The following is a 26,405-nucleotide window of genomic DNA, read 5'->3' on the forward strand; positions in this document are numbered from 1 at the left end:
CAGGCTCAGGCGGTGACCCGGGGCTCGGCCGGGAGGAGGTAGTGCACGGCGGTCTGCGCGGCATGCGGGGCGAGGAGGCCCCGCAACTCCTCCGCCGCGGCCTTGAGGACGTCGCCGTCGCGCGTCGCGCGGAGGGTTTCGAGGACGAAGGCGACGTGCGTGGAGTCCTCGGTGACGCGGGTGCGGTGGGCGTCGCGGTGGTTCCAGTGGCGGGTCAGGACGCCGGTGGCGTCCGCATAGATGATCTCGCCGGCTTTGGGGTGCTCGACGGTGTCGGGCTCGCCGAGCGGCGTGAAGGACTCGGTGCCGTCCGCGTAGCGGATGGCGACGTCCCCGGTGACGTGGGCCAGGTCGAAGGCGCCGGCGGGCAGGCCGTGGCGGACGGAGACGGCGTTGTAGGAGTCGACGGCCGGGTTGATACGCGGCAGTGTGCCCTTCTTGGCGAGGCGGCGGCCGAGCGCGTCGACGCTGGGTCGGATGCGGCGGGGGTTGGTGCCGAAGGAGCGGTAGGCGGTGTGCCAGGCCTCGATGCGCGGGTCGGTCTCGTCGGCGGGCTGCCACATGCCGTCGGCGAGTTGCCGCTCCAGGTCCTCCACGGCCGTGGCGGTGTGGGGCCAGGTTTCGTGGCCGCGCAGGCCGGTGGCGGTGACCAGGGCGATGAGGGTGTCGGGGAAGGCGTCTGCGACGGCGGGGGTGAGGTGGAAGGCGGGCATGGCGGGTTGTCCGTTTCTCGCGTCGGGGCGGGCCTTGGTTCGGTGGTGCACAGGTGCGGGGCCGCTCAGGTCAGGGCGAGGAGGCTGACCGCGACGGCGGCGGCGCCCAGGCCGACGAGCTGGCCACGGTGGATGCGTTCGGCGAGCACACCGCGGGCGAGCAGCACCGTACCGGCCGGGTAGAGGGCGGTGATCACGGCGACGACTGCGAGGTCCCCGCTGCGGGCGGCCAGCAGGAACAGCAGGTTCGCCACGGAGTCCAGCACACCGGCGGCGGCCGACAGGGCGTACGCGGGCCGCTCGGTGCCCAGCCTGCGGAACATCAGCCCCGCCGCGGCCAGGGTGACGGCCGAGGAGACCGCCCGTCCGACGATCAGCGGGGCGACCCCGCTGTCGGACGGCGCCTGGTGCAGACAGACCAGCTGGAGGGCGATGGCGGCACCCGCGCCGAAGGCCGACAGCAGCGCCGTACGGGAGGGACGCGCCGAGCCCGCGCCGTGCCCCGCACTGACCAGCACGACCGCCACCAGCGCGAGCGGCAGACCCACCAGCCCCGCGGCGGCCAGGTGCTCGCCCTGCACCAGGCCCACACCGACGGGCAGCGCGGCGGACACCAGGGCGGTCACGGGCGACAGTACGTTCATCGGACCGATCGCGAGCGTGCGGTAGAGCAGGGCGAACGCGGCGGCGGAGGCGACCCCGGACGCGGCGCCCCAGCCGAGGGCGCCGGCGCTGAAGGACGCTCCGAGCACCGGCCACAGCACCAGCTCGACCGCGAGGCTCGCCGGGGCCGCGATCATCACGGTGCGCAGCACATGAGCTCTGCGGGCGCCGAGCCCGCCGAGGAAATCGGCGCATCCGTAGGCGAGCGAGCTGCCCAGGGCCAGCAGCAGAGCGATCACAGCACATCCCTTACCATTCAGTGGAACGACCAGACCGTACAACAGAACGACCGCCCGGTGTCAACCAAACGACCGTCCGGTGCAGTCGAATGTTCCAAGCCGGCAAGGATGGTGATCAGGTGGCCGAGACAGCCGCAGCCCTGCGGACGGTCGCGCACAACGTCCGGGCGGCCCGCGTCCGCGCGGGCCTCACCCTGGAGGAACTCAGCCGGCGCGCCCAGGTCAGCAAGGGCGCCCTGGTGGGTCTGGAGAAGGCCCAGGGCAACCCCAACCTGGCGACCCTGGTCCGGCTGGCCGACACTCTCGGCATCTCGGTCTCCGCCCTGATGCAGGGGTCTCCCGAAGGCCGCGTCCGGGTCGTGTCCGCCGAGGCCGTGGCCCCCCTGTGGACCGGAGAGCGGGGCAGCGAGGCCCGGCTGATGCTGACGACGTCGGGACCGACGCCGGTCGAGATCTGGCGCTGGCGGCTCGAACCGGGCGAGGAGTACCCCAGCCACCCCCACCAGGGCGGCGTCGTGGAGACCGTCAGCGTCACCTCCGGCCGGATGACCCTGGTCGTCGACGGCACCGAGCACACCGTCGAGGCGGGCCAGACCGCCACGTTCGACGGTGACACCCCGCACACCTACCGCGGCTCGGGCACCGAGGCCTGCCACCTGATCATGACGGTCCATCTGCCGCCCGGCCCGGCCCCGACGAACTGACCCGCCGGCCGCCTGCCGGCACCGGCTTCTCGCCGATGGCTCGCGCACCTCGCCCGTCAGGCTGGTTTCACGACGTGTGTGACGCGAAGGAGGTCCAGTTTCCCGGCGCCGCTGCTGCCGGCCGCCGCCATGTAGGTGACCATGCGCAGGTCCGCGCCGGGTACGACGAGGACGTCGCAGTCGAGCAGGATGTCGCCGCTCCCGGGGTGCCGGACGGTCTTGCGGTCGCGGGCGCGAGCCGCGGGATCGGCCGGGTCGCCGCGGCGCACATTCTGCGCAGGTCGCCGGACGCTCACCTCCTCGTCGTCACCCGCGGGACCTCCGGGACACAGCTCGCCACCGAACTCGCCGCGGGCGGGCACGCGGTCTCGCACGTCTCGGCGGACCTCGGCTCGCTGGGCAGCGTCCGCGCGGCCGCCACCGAGATCCGCGGCCGGCTCGGTCGCGGTGACCTTCCGCCGCTGCGCGGTTTCGTGGGCAACGCGGGCATCCAGTACACGAACGCGCTCACCGAGGGACCGGACGGATTCGAGACCACGTTCACCGTCAACGTGCTCGCCAACCACCTGTTCGTCCGCCTGCTCCAGGACCACTTCGCGGCTCCCGGACGTCCTCGCCCGCGCGGCGCCTTCCCCAGGGCGGACACGGCGGTCGCCGGGGGCACCGCGTACTCGACGAGCAAACTGGCCGCCATCTACCTCGTGCACGGGTACGCCCGCCGTCTGCCCGCCGGGATCGACGCCGTCACCTACAACCCGGGCTTCGTCCCCGGCACCGGGCTCGCCCGCCACGCCGATCCCGTCTCCCGCTTCGCCATGCGGCGCATCCTGCCGATGGCGACCCTCACCCCGTTCGCCACCGGCCGCAACGCCGTGGGCCGTTACCTCGCAGACGTCGTCCTGGGCACGACCGGGGCGCCGACCGGCTCCTACGTCGACCGCAACCGAGTGGACCGCTCGTCCGAGGAGTCCTACGACCCACGGCGCGAAGTCGAACTCTGGGACGCCGCCGAACGGTTGACCGCAGCGTGAGCAGCCGGGCCGGACACGCTCGCGCAGCATCGCACCGAGTCCTCTCCGCGGATATGGCCCTCGACGGCCGGCCGCCCAACACTGGGGCAACGCACGCGGCCTCTTCAGCCCGCCTCGTCAGTCCGTGGCCGTCACGGGAGCCGTCTTCTCACGGGTGAGGTACGCGGCCGCCTTGATCCTGTTGCCGCAGGAGTCCATCCCGCACCACTGCCGTCGCATGCCCCGCGAGCGGTCGAGGTCGCCGCGGGTGCACTCCGGGTTGCCGCACTCCTTGAGCAGGGGCACGTCCGGCCCGCTCAGGAGCTCGACGGCGTGGCGCGCCACCATGGAGAGGGCTTCGTCCGGTGTCGCCTGTGTCCGTCGGCCCGCCGGGGTGAGCTGCGGCACCGCGGGCGGGGAGAGATCCATTGTCGCGCGCCGAGCAGGCGCCTGTCACCGTTCTCCAGAATGATCTTTACGCCCGTTATGCGGTCATAAAGTTGCGGCGAGCGGGCACGACGCCCCGATCTGATGAGGGAGTTGAGAGTGGCGTACGACGTTGCCGCACTGGCCGAGGAGCTCACCGCCATGGCCGCAGCCGATCACCGGGCCTCGGCCCACGCCAACAGCCATGACCCCGCCGAACAGCTGGCGTGGCGCCGGCTGACCGCACGGCACGGTGACCGACTCAGCGAGATCATGGACGAGTACGGCTGGCCGACGGCGGACATGGTCGGCGAGGAAGCCGCCCGCGCCGCCTGGCTGATCGCCCAGCACGCCGACCGGCAGCTCGACGTCCAGCGACGCGCCCTGCGGCTCATGGAGCAGGCGGTGTCGGCCGGCTCGGCCGGCGCGCGCGAGCTGGCCTTTCTGCGCGACCGCACCCTGGTCAACGAGGGCCGCAACCAGATCTACGGCACCCAGATCGCCGGTGTGAAGGACGGAGCGCCGGTCCCGTGGCCCTGCGAAGAGCCCGAGCGCCTGGACGAACGCCGCGTCGAAGTCGGCATCGAGCCCTTCGACGAGTACGTGGCCAAGTTCGCCATGACCTGACGCCCGTCGGGTCGTCGCCCCGGGCGCCAGGCCGCCGTGCGCGTCAGGCCGCCGTGCCGAGCGGCGAGTCCACCCGGGCCGGCTGCCGTACGACGTGACGCCTGCGGGTCGGCAGGCCGAGCATCGGGTGGGCGACGCCCCAGGCCGCGCCCTTGCAGACCAGTTCCTTGTAGACGGCGGCGAGCCGGCCCGTCAGGGCCGCCCGGACGGCGCGGTCGTCGGCGGTGACGTACTGGATCAGCCCTTCCCGTCGGCCCAGTGAGACGCACTGGTTGAAGTAGCGCAGCGGCGCGTTCGGGAGCTTCCCGCCGGTCAGGCGGGCCGCGATGGCGTCGGCGGCCTGCCACGCCATGGGTGTGCCGGAGGCGCACGACATCCGCAGCGGCTTGTCGCCCGGGCCCATGGCCAGGGCCGCGTCGCCGATGGCGTACACGTCCGGGTGCGAGACCGAGCGCATGGTCCCGTCGACCACGATCCGGCCGGTGTCGGTGACGTCCAGGGTGGTGGCCTTCGCGATCGGGTGGACGGCGAAGCCGGTGGTCCACACGGTGACCGCGGCCGGGATCGTCTCGCCGCCGGCGGTGGTGACCCGGTCGGCCTCGACGCCGGTGACCAGGGCGTTCTCGTGGACGGCGATGCCGAGCTTGCCGAAGACCTTCCGCAGGTGCCGGCGGCCCTTGGGTGAGAGCCAGTCGCCGAGTTCGCCGCGCGCGGCGAGGGCGACGTCGAGGTCCGGGCGGGCCTCGGCGATCTCGGTCGCGGCCTCCAGGCCGGTGAGCCCGCCGCCGACCACGACCACGGACTCCCCGGCGCCCAGGCGGGCCAGGCGCTCGCGCAGCCGCAGTGCGCCGGGCCGGCCGGCGATCTGGTGGGCGTGCTCGGCGGCGCCGGGGACGCCCTGGTCGTTCCAGCCGCTGCCGAGGGCGTACACGAGCGTGTCGTACTCCAGTTCCTCGGCCTCCGGCTCGCCGGGGCCGTTCGCGTCGACGACGGTCACGGTCTTGCGGTCGACGTCGACGCCGGTGACCTTCGAGAGCTTCAGTGCGACGCCGGTGCCCGCGAACATCTCGCCGAGGGGCCGGGGACGGAGGTCCTGGCCGGTCGCGACCTGGTGCATCCGGACCCGCTCGACGAAGTCGGGTTCGGCGTTGACGAGGGTGATGGCGACGTCTTCATGGTGCAGCCGTCTGGCGAGGCGGCCGGCGGCGGTGGCTCCGGTGTAGCCGGCTCCGAGGACGACGATGCGGTGCTGCATTTTCCGGGCTCCTGTCTTGAGCGGGAATCGCCCCCTGAACCGGGCGGCCCGCTGTTTCCTGACAGGAATGCGGTGTGAAGCAGGTCACATCATGGTCGGCAGGGTCAGAAGACCGTGAGCAGGGGATCGCCGTGGTCGGAGGCCGCCCACAGCCTGGTCGCGCGTTCGAGCTTGTCGGGGTTGACCTGGCTGCGGAACGCGGCGATGCCCTCGGCGGTGGCCTCCAGGCACATGACGCCGATGACCCGGCCGTCGAGGACCACCACGAGGGCCGGGTCGCCGTTGGCGGTCGTGGCGTAGACGTCGGGCGATCCGCCGACGAGGTCGCGCTTGGCCTTGCCGGGTTTGAACAGGCCCCGCATGAACTTCGCGACCGCTAGGGCACCCTCGAAGGCCCTGGCGCGGGTCGGGACCTTCCCGCCGCCGTCGCCGACCGCGATGGCGTCCTGGGTGAGCAGCCGCACGAGCGGCTCGGTCCGGCCGCTGGTGGCGGCCGCGAGGAACTCGTCGACGATCCGCCGCGCGGCGGCCTCGTCGACCTCGGTGCGGGCCCTGCCCTGCGCGACGTGCTTCTTGGCGCGGTGGAAGATCTGCTGGCTGGCGGCCTCGGTGATGTCGAGGATCTCGGCGATCTCCCGGTGCGGGTAGTCGAACGCCTCCCGCAGGACGTACACCGCCCGCTCGTTGGGGGAGAGGCGTTCCAGCAGGGCGAGGACCGCGAACGAGAGCGACTCACGCCGTTCGGCGGTGTCGGCCGGACCGAGCATCGGGTCCCCGGCGAGCACCGGCTCGGGCAGCCACTGGCCCACGTAGGTCTCCCGCCGCGCGCGGGCCGAGGTGAGCTGGTTGAGACACAGGTTGGTGAGCACCTTCGTCAGCCAGGCCTCGGGGACCTCGATGCGGTCGACGTCGGCGGCCTGCCAGCGCAGGAACGTCTCCTGCACGGCGTCCTCGGCCTCGCTCGCGGAACCGAGGAGCCGGTAGGCGATCGCCTCCAGGCGGGGCCTGGCTGCCTCGAACCGGTCCACGTCGCTCATGGTCAGGGCCATGACCAGGATCCTAACCGCGCTAGCCGTGCAGTTCGCGATAGGCGGCGACCGCCCCCGGATGCAGCGGGACGGCGCCGGTGGAGATCAGGCTGCGGACGTCGAGGAACTGGGTGCCGAGCGCCGGGGCGGGGACGAGACGGGTGGCCCGGCGGACCAGGACGCGGGTGAGGGCGGCGGCGACGGGGGAGGGGAGGCCGGGGCGGCACAGCAGCAGGTTGGCGACGCCGATGGTGGGCACCTCGGGGGTCCCCCGGTACGCCCCGGCCGGCACCGCCACCGCCTCCAGCCCCGACCCCTCCGGGCCGAGGCCGGCGCGCAGCCGGGGCAGCAGGCCGGACAGGGGCAGCAGACGGATGCCGGGGCGGGTGTCGAGCCCCGACAGCACGGGGAGCGGTACACCACCCGCGACCAGCAGCGCGTCGATCGCGCCGGCCCGCATCGCGCGGGCCGCCTCAGGCATCAGCAGATGCCGGACCTGTACGTCGGCGCCGGGGGTCAGGCCCGCCACGCGCAGCAGACGGTCGCCGAGCACCGCACCGCCGGACGCGGGCGCGCCCAGCGAGACGGTGCGGCCCGCCAGGTCGGACACGCGGTGGAGGGGCGCCTCGGCACGCACGGCCAGCTGGACGTAGTTCTCGTAGACCCTGCCGATCGCGCACAGCGGGACGCGGCGGCCGAACGGCGCGGTGCCGCCGTACGCCGCCCACGCGATGTCCGACAGGGCCAGTGCCACGTCGGCCCGGCGGGCCCGGAGCAGCCGTACGTTGGCCACGCTGCCCTCGCTGTGGACCACCTCGCAGGACAGCCGGGGGTAGACGGCCGTCACCTGGGCCGCGAGCAGCCGGCCGAAGGCCGCGTAGAACCCGTCGGTCTCGCCGGTCGCGATCCTCAGCTCTCCCTGCGGGCCGCTGTCCGCGCGCCGCGCGTCCGCCGCCGCCGAGCCCGCGAGCAGGCCGGCGACGGCCGCGCCGAATGCGGCGCGCAGGACGGTGCGGCGGGTCGTGGGGCGGGCGGGGCCGGTCATGCCGCGTGCCCCTTCGGGAGGACGACCCGGACCCGCAAGCCGTGCGGTTCGGCCGCCGTGAACTCCACGTGCCCGGCGTGACCGGCCACCAGCCGCTCGGCGATCGCCAGGCCGAGGCCGCTGCCGCGTACCTCGCGGTGGTGTTCCGAGCGCCAGAAGCGGGTGCCCGCCCGGGCGAGTTCGCCGGGGTTCAGGCCCGGTCCGTCGTCCCGCACCTCGAACACCGCGTCCGTGCCCTCGGTGAAGCAGCGTGCCTCCACGCGGGCGCCGCTCCCCGCGTACTTGATGGCGTTGTCGAAGAGGATGTCGGCCACCTGGGCCAGCTCTCCCTCCGGGCAGGCCATGGGGACGGCGGTACCGGGGGCGAACTCCAGGCGGACACCGGCCTGTTCGGCCACGGGCTGCCACAGCCGCACCTGGGCCGCCGCGACCGCCGTCGCGTCGCAGCCCGCTTCCCGCGCGTCCGTGACGGCCAGCTCACCGGCACGGTGCTCGGCGTTCGCCAGCGTGAGCAGGTCGTCCAGGAGGTGCTCCATGCGTTCGAGTTCGGACGTCACCCCGGTGTAGGTGCGGCCGGCGGAGGTGCGCAGATGGGGCTGGAGCGAGTCGATGCGCAGCCGCAGGGCGGCCAGGGGGTTGCGCAGCTGGTGCGAGGTGTCGGCGACCAGCCGGCGCTGCTGCTCCAGCGCGGTGGTGACCGCGTCGGCCATGCGGTTGAAGCCGGTGGCCAGCTGGCGCAGCTCCGGCGGGCCGCCCGCCCGCGCGTGCTCGGGCGGCAGTCCGGCGGCCAGGGTGCCGACCGCGCGGTCGAGGCGGTGCAGCGGCCGTACGACCCACCGCGTGGCCCGGCGGGCGAGCAGCACACAGGCCACGGCGAACAGACCGGCGCCGGCCAGCACCAGCGCCCACCGCAGGGCGATGTCGTCCGCGGCGGCCCGCACCGACGCCCGCAGCACCACCGCGCCGGACACCCTGGTTCCGGTGCCCACGGGCCGGGCGAGCAGCCGGTCGGCCCGGGACCAGGGCCGCAGCGTGCCCCCGGGCGAGACGGGCTGGTTGCGCAGCGCCGCGTCGACGAGCCGGGCGACGGCCGGGTCGGCGGCACGCAGGCCGCCCGTCTGCACCAGCGGGGCGCGGCGGGCGTCGACGACCACGACGGCCTCGCCGTAGAGGGCGGTGTAGCGGCGGACGTCGGCCGTGAGCGAGCCTGTGTCGTCGCTCTCGGCGGCCTGTTCGGCCAGCCCCGCGAAACGGTCGAGGTCGGCGGTGCGCGCCGCGACGAGCTGCTGGGTGCGCTGCGCGGCGGTGACGGCCAGCAGCGGGACGGCGAAGCCGGCCACGGCGAGCACCACGAAGGCCAGGACCACGGTGAGGACGCGGGTGCGCATGAGCAGGGCCTGCCGTCCGTGACCGGCTCAGTCGCCGAAGCGGTAGCCGAAGCCGCGGATGGTGGTCAGCACCTCGGGGCGGCCGAGCTTGGCCCGCACCTGGGTCAGGTGCACGTCGAGCGAGCGGGACACGGCGAGGAAGGCGTCGCCCCACACCTCGTCCATCAGCTGCTGGCGGCTGACCGCCGTGCCGGCCCGGGCCGCCAGCGCGGCGAGGACCTCGAACTCCTTGGCGGTCAGCCGCACCTCGGCGCCGCCGACCGTCACCCGGCGCGCGTCGAGGTCGACCTCGACGTCACCGACGCGGACGACGCGCGGCGCCGGGGCGGCGGGTGCCGTGGCGCGGCGGGTGACGGCCTCGATACGGGCCAGCAGCTCGGCCAGCCGGACCGGCTTGACCAGGTAGTCGTCGGCGCCGAGCCGCAGACCGCGTACCACCGACCGCTCGTCGCCCCGCGCGGTGAGCACCACCACCGGCAGGGCACTGACCGCGCGCAGCTTGCGCAGCACCTCCAGGCCGTCCAGGTCGGGCAGGCCGAGGTCGAGCAGCAGCAGGTCCGCCTGCCGGTGGCGGGCGAGCACGTCCTCCCCGCGCAGCACCCGGGCCGGCAGGTGGCCGTTGTCGTACAGCGCCTCGGTCAGCGCGCCCGCCACACCGTCGTCGTCCTCGGCCAGCAGCACCCGCACGGTCGCCTCCTTCCCGCTCGTCAGCCGCGAGACCGGGAAACGTCCTCGTCCAGCGGCGACGCGTCGGAGGTCTCGCGCATCCGAATGTAGACGAGCAGCGAGATCAGGACACAGGCGGTGACGTAGTAGAAGTACCAGTTCTCGTGTCCGGCGTTCTTGAACCAGAGGGCGACGTACTCGGCGGTGCCGCCGAACACGGCCACGGTCAGCGCGTACGGCAGGCCGACGCCGAGCGCCCGGATCGAGGTGGGGAACAGCTCGGCCTTCACCACCGCGCTGATCGAGGTGTACAGGGAACTGACGGCCAGCGGCCCGACCATCAGCAGGAACGCGTACACGGGGTCGCTGGTGTGCGACAGCAGTGTCAGCGAGGGCACCACCACCACGGTGCCCAGCACCCCGAACGCGATCAGCAGGGGACGCCGCCCCACCCGGTCGGAGAGCAGGCCCATGACCGGCTGGAGCACGACGAACACGAGCAGCGCGAAGAAGTTGATCCAGGCCGCCGTGGGCTTGGCGATGCCGCTGGTGTTGACCATGAACTTCTGCAGGTAGGTGGTGTACGTGTAGAAGAACAGCGTGCCGCCCATGGTCAGCCCGACGACGACCAGGCACTGCCGCGGGTAGGACAGCAGCAGCCGCAGGCTGCCGCGGGCCGGGCCGCCGCGCTCCTGCTCGCCCTCCGACGCGGCACGCTCGAAGCTCTCGGACTCGTCCATGCCGCGCCGCAGCCACAGCACGACCACCGCGCCGGCGGCGCCGACGACGAAGGCGACCCGCCAGCCCCAGGACTCCATCTGCGCGGGGCTGAGCACCTGTTGCAGCACGATCTGCAGGCCGAGCGCGGTCAGCTGGCCGGCGATGAGGGTGACGTACTGGAAGCTGGAGTAGTAGCCGCGGCGGCCGGGCGAGGCGACCTCGGACATATAGGTGGCGGAGGTCGAGTACTCACCGCCCACCGACAGACCTTGCAGCAGCCGCGCGGTGACCAGGAGTACCGGCGCGGCGACCCCGATCGAACCGTACGACGGGGTGAGCGCGACGATCAGTGAACCGGCCGCCATGAGCGTCACCGACAGTGTCAGCGCCGCGCGGCGGCCGCGGCGGTCGGCGTACCGGCCCAGGACCCAGCCGCCGATCGGCCGCATCAGGAAGCCGACGGCGAACACCGCGGCGGTGTTCAGGAGCTGGGCGGTCTGGTCGCCGGAGGGGAAGAAGACGGAGGCGAAGTAGACGCTGAAGGCGGTGTACGCGTACCAGTCGTACCACTCGATCAGATTGCCGATCGATCCGCGCACGATGTTGCTGACGACCCTGCGTTCGCCGCGGCGCGGTGTGCGCGCACGCTCGGCGGTGGTCTGTGTGGCCATCGGAACTCCCTTGTCTGCGGCCCGGGAGCACACAGAGTCGACGGCGCGAACAGGGTCGCTCAATGCCGGGAGCCAAGTCCTTACAGTCCCTTAGGGCTCGGGCACGTCGGGAGTTGAGATCTTGCTATCGTGAACCGCGCGGCCTCGAACGGGGAAGAACAGGACGACCATGACTGAGCTGGACATCATCGACAATCCGTCCGACCCGGCGGTGCAGCGGATCATCGACGTCACCAAGCCGTCGCGATCCCACATCAAGACGACGTTGATCGAGGACATCGAGCCGCTGACGCACAGCATCGCGGCCGGGGTGGAGTTCATCGAGGTCTACGGCAGCGACAGCAGTCCTTTTCCGCCCGAGTTGCTGGAGTTGTGCAGGCGGAAGAACATTCCGGTCCGCCTCATCGACTCCTCGATCGTCAACCAGCTGTTCAAGGGCGAGCGGAAGGCCAAGACGTTCGGCATCGCCCGCGTCCCCCGCCCGGCCAGGTTCAGCGACATCGCGAGCCGCAGCGGGGACGTCGTCGTTCTCGACGGGGTGAAGATCGTCGGCAACATCGGGGCGATCGTACGGACGTCGCTCGCGCTCGGAGCGTCGGGGATCATCCTGGTCGACAGCGACATCACCAGCATCGCGGACCGGCGTCTGCAACGAGCCAGCCGGGGTTACGTCTTCTCGCTTCCCGTGGTTCTCTCCGGCCGCGAGGAGGCCATCGACTTCATCCGGGACAGCGGCATGAAGCTGATGACGCTCAAGGCGGACGGCGACATCTCCGTGAAGCAGCTCGGGGACAGCCCCGACCGGCTGGCCCTGCTCTTCGGCAGCGAAAAGGGCGGACCTTCCGACCTGTTCGAGAAGGCGTCCTCGGCCTCGGTCTCGATCCCCATGATGAGCTCGACGGAGTCTCTCAACGTGTCCGTCTCTCTCGGAATCGCGCTGCACGAGAGGATCGACAGGAACCTCGCGGCCAACCGGTGAGTTTCTGTCACGCCGACTCACCGGCCGGGTCCGCGGCGGGCACCTCCTCGAAGGCGCGGCCGACGCCCTTGAAGGACTCGATGACGCTGACGCCTTCCGCGATCGCCTCGACCGCGAACACGCTCGTGGACGTCGGCGGGTAGCCGATGAGCTCGATCGCCCGGCTCACCGACAGCGGATGCTGCATGTTCACGCCGATGAATTCCAGGGCAGCCGAGCCGAATTTCTCGTGATAGGCGGCAACGACGCTCAAGGCATCGGGGTTCTTGGCCTGCGCAGTCTTGGCGCCTTCGTAGTGTGAGCGATAACTGAGCATGCGGAGGCTGGGCACGTGCGGGGGTTGCGCGGTCCGGCGGTCGTGGTGACGCCGCCCCGCGTGATCCGCTCGTAGCGCTGCACCTGGAGGTGCCGCACGTCGTCTCCCGCCGCGTACGAGGCGCACGCCCGCCGCAGTTCTTTCCGCACCCGGTCGCGTTCGGCCTCATGGTCGCGGCGCCGATGTGCGCGCTCCTGGAGTACGAACGTGCCGAGGGTGCCGACGACGGCGACGAGGGCGGCCCGATCTCCACCAGGAGGTCCCTTTCCTGGTGATGCCGGCGGTACGGCGGCGCGGCGCTCCGGTCAGTGTCGGGGGCCCTGGCACCTCGGTCACCGCCCGGGTCGACCTGATCCCGACACCCACTCCTTGGCCACGGCCGGCGTCGCCCTCAGATGTCCGCGCCCGCGTCGCCCGCCGCGGCCCCCGGCATTCCTCAAACTCGCCCGCTGTCTGATCAAAGGCGCCTGAAGGGGTGGACTGGCGGTCTGCCTTCAGGGAGGGCCCGGTCCGGTTTGCGCGTCCTCCATTTTCACGCATGCCGTGGTATCTCGCGAGGTGACGCGGTAGCTCTCCGTGCGCGTGCGGGAAATGGCGATCTCGGTAAGCTGGATGGAGGACACGTCGATATCTCGGTGTAGAAGGAGCCCGCACAACGGCGACCGTGTATACCGCAGACGGAGTATACCGGCGACGTGTATACCGGAAATCGTGTTCAGGGGCGACCAGGGCACGACCAGGGCCGAGTCCCGGCCCGGGGCCCAGGGCCCGGGAAGTTGCCCTCATGTCAGTCCGGCCCCCAAGGCTTCTCCGCCGCCCAGTGCCGTTCGCCCAGCTCAGCCGGTCCGACAAGTAGCCCTCTCAGGAGGTTAGTTGGGATGAACGCGCGACTGCGAAGCCAGGCTGCGATGGCCGCCGTCAGTTCATGCATCGTCGTGCTGACCGCGCTCTACTACGCATTTCCGGAAAAACGGCTGCTCTTCGTCGCCATTGGAGTGACCGGCGTCATCGGTATCGTCCTGGGTGTCTTTCTCAACCACCCGGCGCATCGACTTCCCTGGCTGTTCCTCGCCGCGGGGAACTTCGCCTTCGCCGCAGGCCAAGCCACCCAGATCATCCTCATCCAGTTGCTCGACGAGGAGATCCCGTTCCCGTCGATCGCCGACGGCTTCTATCTCGCCGCATATCCGCTCTATGCGGCCGGGCTGCTGGGCTTCGTTCACTGGCGCACAGGTTGGCGCGACCGGGCGAGCCTGGTCGACGCGCTGACGCTGACAGTCGGCCTGGCGCTGCTGTCGTGGCTCTTCCTCATCGATCCGTACGCCCGCGCCGCGGGTCTGACCTGGTGGCAGAAGGCGTTCGCCATCGCATATCCGCTCGGCGACATCCTCGTCCTGGCGATGCTGCTGCGGCTGCTCGTCGGCCGTGGCGGCAAGAGCCCCTCGCTCATGCTGCTCACCGCGGGCACCCTCGGCCTGCTCACCGCCGACGTGCTTTACGGCCTGATCCAGCTGAACGGAACGTGGCGCACGGGTAGCGCGGTCGAACTCGGCTGGGCCGTCCTGTACGGCGCCTGGGCGGCCGCCGCGCTCCATCCGTCCATGCGTCGGCTGACGCAGCCGGTGGCATGGCGAGCCGAGACCGGCACGGGCCGGCTGAGCCTGCTCACCCTGGCGTCGCTGATCGCCCCGGCCATCCTCCTGACGGAGGCGGTGCGCGGCGTGAGGTCCAACGTCGGCGTCATCGGGGTCTTCTCCGCGGTGCTCTTCCTCCTCGTGCTCTACCGCCTGTCGGGGGTGGTGGCGACCCACCGGCGGGCGGTCGGCCGGGAGAAGGTGCTGCGCAACGCGGTGTCGTCGCTGGGCGGAGCGGGCGAGCTGCGGGATGTGGCCGCCGCCGTCCACTCCGCGGTGACGCAGCTGATGTCCCACGGGCCGCCGCGTTCCGCGCTGCTCACCCTGCCGGACAGCACGTTCTGGGTGAACGGGGCGCACAGCGCCCTGGGCAGGCCCCCGGCCGCGCGGATGACCGCAGCCGTACGGGAACTGATCGCGTCCGGCGAGAACCGCCTGGTGACCCTCGACGGTGTGGGGCGCGATCTTGCCGCCCATCTCACGGGCTCGGACGAGGAGCCGACCCGCACCGGCCACGCGCTGGTCTGCCCGCTCACCGCGCAGGATCACCCCTCGGGCGATCCATTGATCGGCGTGCTGATCGTGGCCGGGGACGAGCAGGACCTGCTCGTGCTCCGCGACACGCTGGCAACTCTCGCCGCGCAGGCAGCACTTGCCGCGGCGCGGGTCACCCTCGCCCAAGAGGTCAACCGGCGCAACAGCGAGATGTACTTCCGCACGCTGGTGCAGAACGCCTCCGACGTCATCCTGATCCTCGACGACGACGACCGGGTCCGTTACGCCAGCCCCTCAGCCGGCCAGGTGCTCGGCGTTCCGGACCTGGAGGGCACCCTCCTCGTCGATCTGGTGCCACCGCAGGACAGCCGCGCGGTGGTCGAGACACTCGGCCGGATACGGAGCGGCGAGTACCAGAGCAAGCGCGAGCACTGGCGTATGCTCCGCGCCGACCGGTCGTCCATCGAGGTCGAGGTGAGGTGGAGCGACCTGCGGGAGGAGGCGACCGTCGGTGGAGTGGTGCTCACCCTGCAGGACGTGACCGAACAGCGCAAACTCGAACGCGAACTCACCCACCAGGCGTTCCATGACTCGCTCACCAACCTGGCCAACCGGGTGCTCTTCCAGGACCGGGTCAACCACGCCCTGGCGCAGGCTCAGCGCGACGGCACGGTGGTCGGTGTGCTCTTCCTCGACGTGGACGACTTCAAGGTCGTCAACGACATACACGGCCACAATGTGGGCGACGAACTCCTGGTCGCGCTGTCACTCCGGCTGCAGACCGCCGTCCGTGCCTCCGACACCGCCGCGCGCATCGGCGGTGACGAGTTCGCACTGCTGGTGGAGGGCTCCGCCACGACGGAGGGCGTGGAGCGTTTCACCGAACACCTGATGAGCGTGTTCGCCGAGCCGTTCCGGCTCAGTGTGGGGCCGATGAGCACGTACGCCAGCATCGGCGTCGCGACGACGGAAGACAGCATCGACTCGGTCGAACTGCTGGCACACGCCGATCTCGCGCTGTACTCGGCGAAGATGGCGGGCAAGCGCCAGTGGCGCCGCTACCACCCGGAACTGCAGAGCGGCATGGCCGAGCGTGCCAATCTGCAGGAGGCCCTGGACAGTTCGACGATCGAGACGTCCTTCCTGGTGCTTTACCAGCCCATCGTGGAGCTGGCCAGCGGTCGGATCGCCGGCTTCGAGGCGCTCGTTCGCTGGCCGCACTCCACGCGCGGCATGGTGATGCCGGAGCAGTTCATCACGCTGGCCGAGGAGAGCGGGCAGATCGTCCCGCTCGGTGCGTGGGTGCTCGACCAGGCCGCGACCGAGGCGGTCCGGTGGGAGGACTCCGTGCTGCGCGGCGGGGAGGCCGACCGCAACGTGCCTTACATCAGCGTGAACGTGTCGCCGCGTCAGTTCCGGGACGACGAGTTCTACAACGTGGTCCGGCGTGCCCTGGATCTCTCCGGCATCGCACCGTCGTCTCTCGTACTGGAACTGACCGAGAGCGTGCTGATGTACAACGACGAACGTATCCTGGCCGAGATGAATTCGCTCACAGACCTCGGTATCCGTATCGCGATCGACGATTTCGGAACGGGCTACTCGTCACTGAGCTATCTGCGTGAGTTCCCCATCTCGATACTCAAGATAGACAAGTCGTTCGTCGACGAACTCGGGCGCTCGCCGGAACAGTACGCCCTTGTCGAGGGCATCACGCATCTCGCCGACACCCTCGGCCTCACGGTTATCGCCGAAGGCGTGGAGAACGTGAGGCAGCAGGAATTGCTGATCTCCATGGGCTGCCGGTTGGCTCAGGGGTACCTCTTCGCCGAACCGGTCAGCGCCGAGGAGGCGGAGCAACTCGTCCTCGCGCCGCCGCTCGGCCGCCTGGCCGCATTGCCCGTGAGGCCCGTGGAAGGGGAGCGGTGATGGCGGCGGCCCTTTCCCGCTAGGGGCGCGGATCGTGCTCCGCAGGGCGCCGCGCGAAGGCAGGAGGCCCGAGTGACGGAACATGAACACATGCCGGCAGAGTCGACTGCACCGTGCGTCGTGCTGCGCAACGACGAGGAGCAGTACGCGATCTGGCTCGCCGACCGCCGGATTCCGGCCGGGTGGCGCCGGATCGGCGGACCGGAGTCCGCCGCGTGGTGCGCGAGTCTGGTCGACCGCCTGTGGACCGACATGCGGCCCGCGAGCGCCCGCGCCGAGGGGCGGCCCCCGGAATCCTGGCCGGGCACCGTGCCCGAGCTGGTCCGGGAGCGGGCGCGGCGTGAGCCGTCCGCTCTCGCGGTGCTCTCGGACGACGGTCGGCTCAGCTACGCCGAGCTGAGCGGCCGCGCCGACCGGCTTGCCCACCGGTTGCGGGAGTCGGGCGCCGGCGCAGAGTCCGTCGTCACCGTGTGCCTCGACCGCGTGCCCGAGCTGATCGTCGCGCTGCTGGCGGTGCTGGGTTCCGGAGGCGCGTTCCTGCCCCTCGATCCGGCGACTCCCCGGCAGCGGATGGTCGCACTGCTCGGGGAGACCGGCTCACGCCTCATCGTCTCGAGCCGCGTGCACGCCTCGATGTTCGCCGGGTGCGAGGCGCGGATCGTCTACGCCGAACCCCCCGGAGAACCGGCCACGCAGGCGCCGCCGGAGGCACCGCGGCCGGCACGCGGCCCCCGGCCGGACGACCTCGCCTACGTGATCTACACCTCCGGATCCACCGGGCCCCCCAAGGGGGTGATGATCAGCCACCGGTCACTGGCCCACTCGCTCACCGCGGTGGCCAGGGCATACGAACTGACGCCCTGCGACCGGGTGCTGCACGCCGCGGCGCTCGGCTTCGACACCTCACTGGAGCAGATCTTCGCCACGCTGATCAGCGGCGCGACGCTCATCCTCGCGGGAACACCGACGTGGGCGCCCACCGATCTGCTGCGCCGCCTGCCCGAGCTCGGGGTCACCGTCGCCGACCTGCCCCCCGCCTACTGGCACCGGATCGTCTCCTTGGCGGACCGCGGCGAGATCAGCGCCTCGCTGAGGCTCGTCATCGTCGGCGGCGAGATCGTCACCGCGAAGGACTGCCGCGCCGTTGTGCGCCGGATCCCCGGCGCACGGCTCGTCAACGCCTACGGGCTCACCGAGACCACCATCACCTCCACGCTCTGCGACCTGAACCAGGAAGTGCTCGCCGCGCCGGACACCGCCGTCGCCCCGGTCGGTAGGCCCCTGGAGGGCGCTCGTGTCCACGTGCTCGACGCCGAACTACGCCCGGTGCCGCCGGGCGAGCGCGGCGAGATCTACGTCGGCGGTCAGGGGCTGGCGCGTGGTGTCTGGCGGCAACCCGCCCTGACTGCCCGGCAGTTCCTGCCCGATCCGTACGGCTCCGCGCCGGGGGACCGGATGTATCGCACCGGGGATCTGGGCCGTTGGCGCTCGGACGGCAACCTGGAAGTCCTGGGCCGGATCGACGACCAGATGAAGATCCGCGGGTTCCGGGTCGACCCGGCCGAGATCGAGGCGGCGCTCGTCTCCCGCCCGGAGATCGGCCAGGCGATGGTGGTGGCCAGGACACGCGAGAACGGCGACCGGGACCTGATCGCGTACTACACGCCGGCCTCGCCGGCGGCGGCCGGCGGCGAGGCGGCGCTGCGCGCACGGCTGCGGTCGGCACTCGCCGAGGTCCTGCCGGGCTACATGATCCCGGCAGCGTTTCAGGCGGTGGAACGGCTGCCCGTCGCGCCCAGCGGAAAGCTCGACCGCAGGGCCGTGCCGCAATCCGGGACCGCGGCGACGACGGCCGGCGCTGACGACCGTCCCGTGCCCCAGGGGCTGGCCCAGCTGTGGTGTCAGATTCTGAGTGTCGACTACGTCCGTCCGCACGACGACTTCTTCGAGCTGGGCGGCAACTCGCTGCTGGCCATGGAGATGCTCGCCCGGACCCGTGTCATATTCGGCATCGGAGTCACACAGATCCGCGATCTGACCCGTTCGCTGCTGCGGCAGCCGATGCTCGCCGCGTTCGCCGAGTCCGTTCGCCAGGCACGTGCCGGGACACTGACCCACCCGGAGGGCGGAAGCGTCGACTTCGCCTCGGAGACCGATCGGCGTGTTCCGGCGGTGGGCCGTGACGCGCCGGTTCCCGATCACCGGCACCCCGGAGACGTCCTTCTCACCGGGGCGACGGGATTCTGCGGCGCCTACATGATCGACGAGTTGCTGCGCAGCACGACGGGTCGGATCCTCTGCCTCGTCAGGGCCTCGGACGAGCAGCACGGCATGGAGATGATCCGCTCGAGCCACCAGCGGTACGTCCTCAGCGATCTGTCCAGCGCGCGCGTCCAGCCGGTCGTCGGCGACCTGGGCAAGCCCGGACTGGGGCTGCCTCCCGGCCGGTTCGAGGAGCTGGGATCGACCGTCGACGCCGTCTACCACTTCGGCGCCCAGGTCAACTTCATCTACCCGTATCACGAGTTGCGCGCGGTCAACGTCGACGGAACATATGAGATCATCCGCCTCGCCGCCGGCAGGGCCGTCCCCGTCCACTTCGCTTCCAGCATGGCGGTGCTCGCCGGTTTCGGGCCGGCCGGGGTGCGCGAGGTGACCGAGAGCACGCCCCTGGGCTTCCCGGAATATCTGTCGGTGGGATACGTGGAGACAAAATGGGTCGCCGAGGCGCTGCTGAAGAAGGCATCCGACGCGGGCTTGCCGGTCGCCGTCTACCGCCTGATGGACATCACGGGCAGCAGCGGTACCGGCGTGATGAACACCAGCAGCGAAATGGCCGCCCTCATCAGCTTTATCGCGCGGACCGGTCTGTGCCCTGACGTCCGGCTGCCGCTGGACTTCCTGCCGGCCGACCACCTCGCCCGCGCAATCGGACACATCTCCACCCGCCAACCCGCGCGCGGTGAGGTCTACCACCTCACCAACCCCCGTCCCACGCTGCTGGATTCGCTGGCCGAGCGCATGCGCCAGTGGGGATATCCGGTGCAGAAGATCCCCTACGCCGAGTGGATCGCCGCTCTCGTCAAGTACGCGGCCGGGCACCCCACCGACGCGATCACGCCGTTCGTCCCGCTCTTCGTCGACCTGTGCCATCACGCCGACATCACCGTGAGCGAGATGTACTTCCAGGGCGTTTTCCCGGAGTTCACCCGCACCAACGCGGAACGGGCACTGGTGGACGCGGGGATCGACATTCCGCCCGTGGACACGGAGATGATGGACCGCTACATCCACTATCTCGAACAGCCCGAGCACGTCCGGCCGGTGAACAACCCCCGAGGGCAGGGAGCGGCACGGTGGTGAGCCGATGCCCCGGCTGGGAGGCACTGGACGTGCTGGCAGCGGCGCCCGACGGTCCGGTGGCCTTCTGCGCCGACCTCAGTCCTGCCGGCCTCCTGGCGGCGTACCGCGCCGGGGTCTATCCGTTCCCGGCATCCGACGAGTACACCTGCGCCCTCAACGAAGTGGTCTTCGCCGATCAGGTCCAGGAGGGCGGCATCCGGCTCGTGGGCGAGGAACTGGCCGATCCCTTCGCCGTCTCCTGGTGGTCACCCGACCCCAGGCCGGTGCTGCCCGTCTCGGCTGCCCACCTGAGCCGGAGCCTCGCCCGGCGGCTGCGCAACCGGTTGCCGTGGTCGACCAGCCTGGACCGGGGGTTCGAGCGGGTCGTCCGCGAATGCCGCGACGACCGTGCCCCGCTCTGGCTCACCGACGAGCTGATCGCAAGCTTGATCCGCCTGCACGAACTGGGGCACGCTCACAGCGTCGAGGTGTGGGAGGACGGCGATCTGATCGGCGGCGTCTTCGGCCTCAGGGTCGGACCGGTCTTCAGCATGGACTCGATGTTCTTCCGGCGCCCCGGCGCCTCGAAGGTCGCGGTGAGCGACCTCGCTGCGCGTTTCGCACAGGCCGGCGGCGAGCTGCTCGACGCGCAGCGGGACAGCCCGCACGTCCGCGACCTCGGCTGCATTCTCCTCCCGCGAGAGCAGTACGTGCGATACCTCCGCCGCACCGTGCGTGACAGCCTCCCGATGCCCACCGCCACCCTGCCCGCCCGCCGCCTCGCCCAGCCGGCGGCATCGCGCTGACCGTGCTCGTCGCGCTGCCCGGCGTGCCGGGCCTGATCATCTGCGGCCCTCTGCCGGAGCCTGTCCGTCGCAGTCTGTGAGGGGTGGTCGGTGTCGAACGGGGCAGTTGGTCTATATGTGGTGAAAGTGCACCATTGGTTCTAATTTATGACTGACGGTCTGACTTCGTGGAGAGGACGGTGATGTTCCCACCGCGCGTACTCGTGATCGAGGACGACCAGGATGTGAGCGCCCTGCTGGAGCGGCACTTCCGCGAGCGGGGATGCCCCGTGACCGTCGCGTACTCGGGGGAAGAGGGGCTCGGCCTCGCCTTCGCCGACCCTCCGGACATCGCGGTCGTCGACGTGATGCTGCCCGGCATCGACGGACGGGAGGTCGTCCGCAGGTTGCGGGCGGACGAGCGGACGAGGAGATGCCGTCTGGTCCTCTCCTCGGTGCTCGACCCCGAAGACCTGATCGGCCTCGCTGACGAGGTGCTGGCCAAACCGTTCCGGCAGTCGGCCGTGGCACGGCTCGTGGACTCCTATCGAAGCTCCGTGGCCCAGGAGTCCCAGCAGTCACAGGAGGAGTAATGGCTCATGTCCTGATAGCCGACGACGACGCGGACATCCGGGATCTGGTGGCGTTCAAGCTGACCCAGAGCGGTCACCAGGTCACGGCCGTGGAGGACGGAATGGCAGCGCTGCGGGCTGCGCGTGAGAACACGGTGGACCTGGCACTGCTCGACATACGGATGCCGGGCATGTCGGGTCTGGACGTATGCCGGGAGCTGCGCGCGGCGGCCCAGACCGCGACGCTCCCCGTCATCATGATCACCGCCCGGTCCCAGGAAGCGGACGTCGAGGTCGGCTTCGCGGCGGGAGCCGACGACTACATCATCAAGCCGTTCAGCCCGCGGGAGCTGTCCAGCAGAGTCACCGCGGTGCTCAACCGGGTGGAACGGTGATGCCCACCGGCCTCCTGAACGGCGCGTTGCTGGGCCTGCTGGCCGTCGTCTCGGCGCTGAGCCTGCTGATCGTCGCCAACCGCCTCGTTCGCAGGTACCGACAGCGCAGACGCGAGCGGATCGCGGCACCGGTGCGCGTTCTCCTGCTGCAGCTCCTGTGCGCGGAGGAGGACGAGCAGACCGAGCTGCTGCACCGGCTGGCGGAGACCGACAGACGGACCTGGGCCGCCCTGGAGCCGACCCTGACGGCGCTGCTGGGCAAGGTCGCCGGCGGAGCCCGTACGGCGCTGGTCCGCCTGTACGAGCTGCGCGGGGCCGTCGTGGACGCCGTCGCCGACCTGTCGAGCCGCAGCGCGGTCCGGCGGGGGCGCGCCGCGCAGGTGCTCGGTCAACTGCGCCACCGTCCCGCCGCCCCGTCGCTGTGCCGTCTGCTGGCCGATCGCGACCCCGAGGTCCGCCTTGCCGCCGCACGCGCGCTGGGCCGGTGCGGGGGACCGGAGTCCGTTCCGTACCTCCTCGAGGCCCTCTACGGACCGCGAGCGGTGCCGCCCGCCGTGGTCACCAGGGCGCTGGTCTCCCTGGGACTGGATGCACAGCGGAGTGTCGCCGCGGGACTGGAACATCCGGAGCCTCTCGCCAGAGCCGTGAGCATCGAGGTCCTCGGCGCGACCGGCGCGGTCTCCCATACGTCCGAGATCGTCCGCGCACTGCGCGAGGACCCCCAGACCGAGGTACGCATCAAGGCGGCACGCGCGCTGGGCAGACTGGGTATGCCCGACGGCCTGGAGCCGCTGCTGGCGGCTGTCCGGCCCGGTCAGTCGGTCGCCCTGCGCATGGTGGGCGCCGGGGCCCTTGGCGCTCTGGGAGCCGTCGCCGCGACGGGCCCGCTGGCGGAGCTGCTCGGCGATCCCGACCCACATGTGGCAGCCACCGCGGCTCGCGCGCTGCTGCAGCTCGGCCCGGAAGGGCAGGCCGCGCTGCACGCGGTGGCCGAGGACCGCTCCCGCCGACAGGCCGCCGCCCAGGCCAGAGCCGTGCTCGCCGAATCGGCGGTCGGGGCCGCACGCCACGACGTCCGCGCGGAGGTGGCTCTGTGAGCACCGCGGCCGACGAACCGTGGGCGTCGCTGCTGGGCGTGGCGCACACGTTGGTCACTGTGTGCGACAGCGTGGTGATCATGTACTTCGTGGCCATCAACACCAGTTATCTGGTGCTGATCCTCATCGCTCTCGGGGAGTTCGTCAGAGCGCTGCGCCGGGCTCCCTTCGCGGGCCATGACGAGGCCGCCACCAGCCCCCTCACCCCACCCGTTTCGGTGATCATGCCCGCGTACAACGAAGCGGCCGGCATCGTCGAAGCGGTACGGGCCATGCTGCTCCTGCGCTACCCGGAGTTCGAGGTCGTCGTCGTCGACGACGGCTCCACCGACGGCACGCTGGACGCCCTGCGGGACGCCTTCGACCTCGCCGAGGTGGAGTACGTGATGCCCGACGACGTCCCCGTACGCGGCAGGGTCACCTCCGTCCATCTGCCCAGGGGCGGCCCCGTGCGCCTGGTGGTGGCCCGCAAGGACAACGGCGGCAAGGCCGACACGCTCAACGTCGGGATCAACCTGGCGCGCTATCCACTGCTGTGCATGGTGGACGCCGACTCGATCCTCGACTCCCAGGCGCTGCTCTCGGTGGCCAAACCGTTCTGCGACGATCCGCTGCGGGTGGTCGCCTCCGGCGGCGTGGTCGGCCTCGCCAACGGCTGCACCGTCGTGGCCGGACGGGTGGCCGAGGCGCGTGTGCCCCCGGACGTGCTCGGACGAGTCCAGGTCGTCGAGTATCTTCGTGCCTTCCTGCTCGGCCGCACCGGATGGTCCAAGCTCGGCAGCCTGCTGGTCATCGCCGGGGCCTTCGGTCTCTTCCGCAAGGACGCGGTCGTGGCGGTCGGCGGGATGGACCCGGACTGTATCGGCGAGGACGCCGAGCTGGTCATCCGCCTCCACCGGCACATGCGCGAGCAGGGCCGTGACTACCGCATCGTCTTCGTCTCCGATCCGATCTCCTGGAGCGAGGCACCCTCGAAGCTGACGATCCTGGCCCGCCAGCGGCGGCGGTGGCACCGCGGCCTGACGGAGATCCTGCTCAAGCACCGCCGCATGATCGGTAACCCCCGCTACGGCCGCATCGGACTGCTGGCACTGCCCTTCTACGTGGTCTTCGAACTGCTGGCGCCGCTGGTGGAGCTCGCGGGACTGGTTCTCGTACCCCTGGGCGTACTGATCGGCGCGGTGGACGTGGACTTCCTCTGGCGCTTCATGCTCGCCGCCTACGCCTACGCCATCGTCGTCAGCATGGTGTCGGTCGGTGTGGAGGAGTACGCCTTCCACCGGTTCACACGGTGGCGGGACGTCTGGGGTGCCCTCGTCGGGGTGGTCGTCGAGAACATCGGATACCGCCAGCTGACAGCGTGGTGGCGGCTGCGCGGCATGTGGGACGCGTTGCGCGGGGCTCCCCAGGTGTGGGGTGCCATGACCCGTGCCGGATTCGACTCTCCCGGTCAGGAGAGGGTGAGCGGAGGTGATCGTGCATGAGCCGTGCTTCCAGACGGGGCAGCGGCCGGGTGGCGCACCGGCTCGGCCTCGCGTTCGGACTGCTCATCCTTCTGATCGCCCTGTCCGGAGCCGGTACGCTGATCGGCGCGCTGGTGCTGGACAGCCAGCGCGACCGGATCAGCGACCGCATCCACCCCGCCGAGATCGACAATCTGCGCCTGCTCAACGCGGGCATCAGCGTGCAGCGTTCGATGCGGGGCTATCTGGTCACAGGGGACCGGAGAGAGCTCGTCGCCTTCCGCGCGGCCCGGGACAGCATCCCGTCGATCATCGACGGCGTCCGTGGGCACGAGGTCGCGGACGAAGGCGATCTCGCGACGCAGCAGCGGCAGATCGAGGCGTACCTGCGCGTAGCCGCCGACCAGGCGCGCACCACTCCGGGAAGCGCGCAGGCCCTCGCGCTCACCCGGGAGGCCAGCCGGCGGTTCGGCGCGTTCGAGGTGACCAACGCCCGCCTGAACAAGCAGCTGAACGAAGAAGAGCAGCGTCTGGAGGGGCACGCCGACACGGTGATCCGGGCGGGCGTCGCTGGGCTCGGCGCGGCGCTGGTCGTGGCCGTCGCCGTGGCTGTGTACACGTCGGTGCGTGCCACGCGCGCCCTGACCGGGCCGCTGCAGAAAACCGCGTGGACGCTCGGCCGGCTCACTGCGGGAGACCGTGCGGCCCGGGCCGAGGTGACGGGGCCGGAGGAGATCAGGGCGGTGGCGCGGTCGGTCAACCTGCTCGCGGACGAGAGCGACCGGCTGCGGGCGGTCGAGCAGGAACGGGAGCGACTGTCGACGGCCGCGAGGGAGACCGGCATCCGTATCAGGGACCGCCTGGAGGTCGACTATGTCCTCGACGCGGCGTGCAACGGCATCGGCGAGACCCTGGCCGCCGACTACGTCTTCATCCTGCTCGCCGACAACGGCGGCTCCGAGTTTCCCGTGGCCCGGGTGTGGTCCGCGGAGCGGGGCCTGCTGCCCGACGAGGAGGGCAGAGGCATACCGACGCTCCCGGCGGACGTGGTCCGTGACCACTACCGGCGGGGAACGGCCTGGCTGGTCACCGACCTGCCCCAGTACGTGTCCGACACCAGACGGATGCCTGGGGCCCCCGGCTCCTTCGGGACGACCGGTATGCCGGCGGAGAACCGCGCTGCTGCGGCGGCGCTGGGCCTGTACTCGGTGGTGATCATCCCCATAGGGGTGGGGGAGGAACCGATCGGTGCCGTGTCCGTGGCCCGCACCAGCGCCGACCGCCCTTGGCGCCCGGTCGATGTCGAAATCGCCGAGTCCATGGCCGGCGGTGTCGGCCGGGCGCTGCACACGGCCCTTCTCTACGAGAAGGAGTCGGGCCTGGTGGACAAGCTGCGCGCCCTGGACAAGGCCAAGAGCGACTTCCTGTCCACCGTCTCCCATGAGCTGCGCACCCCGCTGACGAGCATCGTGGGATACATCGAGCTGCTGAAGGACGAGGACACCGGTCCGCTCTCCCCGTCCCAGCTGCACATGCTGGGCGTCGTCGACCGCAACGCCAACCGGTTGCGGGCGCTGATCGAGGACCTGCTCACGCTCTCGAGGATCGAGTCGGGAGCGTTCACCTCCCAGAAGGCACCGATCGACCTGCGACGGCTGGTGGCCTCGGCGGTCGACGCGATCAAACCGGCCGCCGAGGCCGCCTCGGTCACCCTGGAGACGCGGTGCCCCGAGCAGCCGCTGGTGCTGGAGGCGGACGGCGAACAACTCGACCGGGTCCTGATGAACCTGCTGTCCAACGCGGTGAAGTTCACCCGCGGCGGCGGGAAGGTCAGTGTACGAGCCGGCACGCAGGACGGGGAGGTGGTGCTGAGCGTGAGCGACACCGGCATCGGCATCCCCGCGGCCGAGCAGGAGAAGCTCTTCCAGCGGTTCTTCCGCGCCTCGAACGCCACCGATCAGGCCATCCCGGGTACCGGTCTGGGGCTGACCATCGTGCACACGATCGTGGCGAACCATGGCGGCCGGACGGAGGTGAGCTCTCAAGAGGGCCGGGGTACCACGATCACCGCCTGGCTGCCGCTCACCGGTACGGACGGTGGGGCGGGCTCCGCCTGAACGGCGCCCCCGTGGCCTCCCGGTGCGCGTGCGCCCGGCACGGCCGCGCCCTGACCGGGCCTCAGGGTCCAGCCGTCCGGGAGCAGACCAGTCCTTGCGCATCGAACCGAAGGGCCGTCAGGTCGG

At 71.2% G+C, this 26,405-nt stretch carries 23 protein-coding genes and 1 pseudogene; 13 read left to right on the forward strand and 11 right to left on the reverse strand.

Annotated features, from left to right (window positions below):
- Positions 1-5 precede the first annotated feature (5 nt).
- Entirely contained in the window at positions 6-713 is a 708-nt protein-coding gene (locus ACIBL4_RS31095; RefSeq protein ID WP_399415102.1) for a B3/4 domain-containing protein, read from the reverse strand.
- Positions 714-778: 65 nt separating this feature from the next.
- Positions 779-1,615 carry an EamA family transporter gene (locus ACIBL4_RS31100; protein ID WP_399415103.1) on the reverse strand — a complete coding sequence of 279 codons (837 nt, stop codon included), beginning with the start codon at positions 1,613-1,615 and terminating at the stop codon, positions 779-781.
- Positions 1,616-1,734: 119 nt separating this feature from the next.
- On the opposite strand from ACIBL4_RS31100, the gene ACIBL4_RS31105 reads away from it, so the two are divergent.
- Positions 1,735-2,319, forward strand: a complete 585-nt coding sequence (locus tag ACIBL4_RS31105; RefSeq protein WP_399415104.1) for a helix-turn-helix domain-containing protein — start codon at positions 1,735-1,737, stop codon at positions 2,317-2,319.
- A 56-nt stretch (positions 2,320-2,375) separates the two neighbouring features.
- On the opposite strand, the gene ACIBL4_RS31110 is transcribed toward ACIBL4_RS31105, so the two are convergent.
- Entirely contained in the window at positions 2,376-2,615 is a 240-nt protein-coding gene (locus ACIBL4_RS31110) for a hypothetical protein (protein ID WP_399415105.1), read from the reverse strand.
- Between ACIBL4_RS31110 and ACIBL4_RS31115 the strand changes: the two genes are divergently transcribed.
- Positions 2,526-3,350: an SDR family NAD(P)-dependent oxidoreductase gene (locus tag ACIBL4_RS31115; protein WP_399415106.1), complete on the forward strand. Its 825-nt coding sequence runs from the start codon at positions 2,526-2,528 to the stop codon at positions 3,348-3,350. The genes ACIBL4_RS31110 and ACIBL4_RS31115 overlap by 90 nt on opposite strands.
- Positions 3,351-3,467: 117 nt before the next feature.
- Here the strand turns inward: ACIBL4_RS31115 and ACIBL4_RS31120 are convergent.
- A pseudogene (locus ACIBL4_RS31120) lies at positions 3,468-3,746 on the reverse strand (CGNR zinc finger domain-containing protein); the annotation flags it as partial.
- A gap of 129 nt (positions 3,747-3,875) precedes the next feature.
- Here ACIBL4_RS31120 and ACIBL4_RS31125 point away from each other — a divergent pair.
- Positions 3,876-4,382 carry a DUF6624 domain-containing protein gene (locus ACIBL4_RS31125; RefSeq protein ID WP_399415107.1) on the forward strand — a complete coding sequence of 169 codons (507 nt, stop codon included), beginning with the start codon at positions 3,876-3,878 and terminating at the stop codon, positions 4,380-4,382.
- 43 nt (positions 4,383-4,425) lie between these two features.
- Here ACIBL4_RS31125 and ACIBL4_RS31130 read toward each other — a convergent pair whose 3' ends face one another.
- From ACIBL4_RS31130 to ACIBL4_RS31155, 6 genes are all read right to left on the reverse strand, one after another.
- The gene (locus tag ACIBL4_RS31130; RefSeq protein WP_399415108.1) at positions 4,426-5,637 is read right to left on the reverse strand and encodes an NAD(P)/FAD-dependent oxidoreductase; all 1,212 of its coding nucleotides are present in this window, start codon (positions 5,635-5,637) and stop codon (positions 4,426-4,428) included.
- Between the two features lie 104 nt (positions 5,638-5,741).
- Positions 5,742-6,686: an RNA polymerase sigma-70 factor gene (locus tag ACIBL4_RS31135; RefSeq protein ID WP_399415109.1), complete on the reverse strand. Its 945-nt coding sequence runs from the start codon at positions 6,684-6,686 to the stop codon at positions 5,742-5,744.
- A 19-nt stretch (positions 6,687-6,705) separates the two neighbouring features.
- A complete protein-coding gene (locus ACIBL4_RS31140; RefSeq protein WP_399415110.1) occupies positions 6,706-7,710 on the reverse strand; it encodes a TAXI family TRAP transporter solute-binding subunit in 1,005 nt (334 codons plus the stop codon).
- Positions 7,707-9,098 (reverse strand): sensor histidine kinase, encoded by a 1,392-nt coding sequence (locus tag ACIBL4_RS31145; protein WP_399415111.1) that lies wholly within the window; start codon positions 9,096-9,098, stop codon positions 7,707-7,709. The genes ACIBL4_RS31140 and ACIBL4_RS31145 overlap by 4 nt, the downstream gene beginning before the upstream one ends.
- 27 nt (positions 9,099-9,125) lie before the next feature.
- Positions 9,126-9,785 (reverse strand): response regulator transcription factor, encoded by a 660-nt coding sequence (locus ACIBL4_RS31150; RefSeq protein WP_399415112.1) that lies wholly within the window; start codon positions 9,783-9,785, stop codon positions 9,126-9,128.
- 20 nt (positions 9,786-9,805) lie between these two features.
- On the reverse strand, positions 9,806-11,155 hold the full coding sequence (locus tag ACIBL4_RS31155) for an MFS transporter (protein WP_399415113.1): 1,350 nt from the start codon (positions 11,153-11,155) through the stop codon (positions 9,806-9,808).
- Between the two features lie 169 nt (positions 11,156-11,324).
- On the opposite strand from ACIBL4_RS31155, the gene nshR reads away from it, so the two are divergent.
- Positions 11,325-12,134, forward strand: coding sequence for an NshR/TsnR family 23S rRNA methyltransferase (gene nshR, locus ACIBL4_RS31160; RefSeq protein WP_399415114.1), 810 nt, complete (start codon positions 11,325-11,327; stop codon positions 12,132-12,134).
- Positions 12,135-12,141: 7 nt separating this feature from the next.
- Here nshR and ACIBL4_RS31165 read toward each other — a convergent pair whose 3' ends face one another.
- Positions 12,142-12,465, reverse strand: coding sequence for a hypothetical protein (locus ACIBL4_RS31165; RefSeq protein ID WP_399415115.1), 324 nt, complete (start codon positions 12,463-12,465; stop codon positions 12,142-12,144).
- A gap of 74 nt (positions 12,466-12,539) precedes the next feature.
- On the opposite strand from ACIBL4_RS31165, the gene ACIBL4_RS31170 reads away from it, so the two are divergent.
- The 9 genes from ACIBL4_RS31170 to ACIBL4_RS31210 all read left to right on the forward strand — a co-directional run bounded on the left by ACIBL4_RS31170 (position 12,540) and on the right by ACIBL4_RS31210 (position 26,279).
- Complete coding sequence (locus ACIBL4_RS31170) at positions 12,540-12,725, forward strand: hypothetical protein (RefSeq protein WP_399415116.1); 186 nt, start codon at positions 12,540-12,542, stop codon at positions 12,723-12,725.
- 501 nt (positions 12,726-13,226) lie between these two features.
- Positions 13,227-16,508: a putative bifunctional diguanylate cyclase/phosphodiesterase gene (locus tag ACIBL4_RS31175; protein ID WP_399415117.1), complete on the forward strand. Its 3,282-nt coding sequence runs from the start codon at positions 13,227-13,229 to the stop codon at positions 16,506-16,508.
- 90 nt (positions 16,509-16,598) lie between these two features.
- Positions 16,599-19,871 (forward strand): amino acid adenylation domain-containing protein, encoded by a 3,273-nt coding sequence (locus ACIBL4_RS31180; protein ID WP_399415118.1) that lies wholly within the window; start codon positions 16,599-16,601, stop codon positions 19,869-19,871.
- Positions 19,868-20,656 (forward strand): leucyl/phenylalanyl-tRNA--protein transferase, encoded by a 789-nt coding sequence (locus ACIBL4_RS31185; protein ID WP_399415119.1) that lies wholly within the window; start codon positions 19,868-19,870, stop codon positions 20,654-20,656. Before ACIBL4_RS31180 ends, ACIBL4_RS31185 begins: the two co-directional genes overlap by 4 nt.
- Before the next feature lie 182 nt (positions 20,657-20,838).
- A complete protein-coding gene (locus tag ACIBL4_RS31190) occupies positions 20,839-21,228 on the forward strand; it encodes a two-component system response regulator (protein WP_399415120.1) in 390 nt (129 codons plus the stop codon).
- Positions 21,228-21,602 carry a response regulator transcription factor gene (locus ACIBL4_RS31195; protein WP_399415121.1) on the forward strand — a complete coding sequence of 125 codons (375 nt, stop codon included), beginning with the start codon at positions 21,228-21,230 and terminating at the stop codon, positions 21,600-21,602. The genes ACIBL4_RS31190 and ACIBL4_RS31195 overlap by 1 nt, the downstream gene beginning before the upstream one ends.
- On the forward strand, positions 21,602-22,699 hold the full coding sequence (locus ACIBL4_RS31200; RefSeq protein WP_399415122.1) for a HEAT repeat domain-containing protein: 1,098 nt from the start codon (positions 21,602-21,604) through the stop codon (positions 22,697-22,699). The genes ACIBL4_RS31195 and ACIBL4_RS31200 overlap by 1 nt, the downstream gene beginning before the upstream one ends.
- Complete coding sequence (locus tag ACIBL4_RS31205; RefSeq protein ID WP_399415123.1) at positions 22,696-24,183, forward strand: glycosyltransferase family 2 protein; 1,488 nt, start codon at positions 22,696-22,698, stop codon at positions 24,181-24,183. The genes ACIBL4_RS31200 and ACIBL4_RS31205 overlap by 4 nt, the downstream gene beginning before the upstream one ends.
- Entirely contained in the window at positions 24,180-26,279 is a 2,100-nt protein-coding gene (locus ACIBL4_RS31210; RefSeq protein ID WP_399415124.1) for an ATP-binding protein, read from the forward strand. Before ACIBL4_RS31205 ends, ACIBL4_RS31210 begins: the two co-directional genes overlap by 4 nt.
- Positions 26,280-26,405: the final 126 nt, after the last annotated feature.

This window comes from Streptomyces sp. NPDC050416 (assembly GCF_044458845.1).
GTDB lineage: Bacteria > Actinomycetota > Actinomycetes > Streptomycetales > Streptomycetaceae > Streptomyces.

Bases quoted from the DNA above. Each gene is read 5' to 3' on its own strand.
- ACIBL4_RS31145 (WP_399415111.1), bottom strand. From the start codon at position 9,098: ATGCGCACCCGCGTCCTCACCGTGGTCCTGGCCTTCGTGGTGCTCGCC.
- ACIBL4_RS31155 (WP_399415113.1), bottom strand. From the start codon at position 11,155: ATGGCCACACAGACCACCGCCGAGCGTGCGCGCACACCGCGCCGCGGC.
- ACIBL4_RS31180 (WP_399415118.1), top strand. From the start codon at position 16,599: ATGCCGGCAGAGTCGACTGCACCGTGCGTCGTGCTGCGCAACGACGAG.
- ACIBL4_RS31190 (WP_399415120.1), top strand. From the start codon at position 20,839: ATGTTCCCACCGCGCGTACTCGTGATCGAGGACGACCAGGATGTGAGC.
- ACIBL4_RS31140 (WP_399415110.1), bottom strand. From the start codon at position 7,710: ATGACCGGCCCCGCCCGCCCCACGACCCGCCGCACCGTCCTGCGCGCC.
- ACIBL4_RS31195 (WP_399415121.1), top strand. From the start codon at position 21,228: ATGGCTCATGTCCTGATAGCCGACGACGACGCGGACATCCGGGATCTG.
- nshR (WP_399415114.1), top strand. From the start codon at position 11,325: ATGACTGAGCTGGACATCATCGACAATCCGTCCGACCCGGCGGTGCAG.
- ACIBL4_RS31095 (WP_399415102.1), bottom strand. From the start codon at position 713: ATGCCCGCCTTCCACCTCACCCCCGCCGTCGCAGACGCCTTCCCCGAC.
- ACIBL4_RS31130 (WP_399415108.1), bottom strand. From the start codon at position 5,637: ATGCAGCACCGCATCGTCGTCCTCGGAGCCGGCTACACCGGAGCCACC.
- ACIBL4_RS31200 (WP_399415122.1), top strand. From the start codon at position 21,602: ATGCCCACCGGCCTCCTGAACGGCGCGTTGCTGGGCCTGCTGGCCGTC.
- ACIBL4_RS31210 (WP_399415124.1), top strand. From the start codon at position 24,180: ATGAGCCGTGCTTCCAGACGGGGCAGCGGCCGGGTGGCGCACCGGCTC.
- ACIBL4_RS31135 (WP_399415109.1), bottom strand. From the start codon at position 6,686: ATGGCCCTGACCATGAGCGACGTGGACCGGTTCGAGGCAGCCAGGCCC.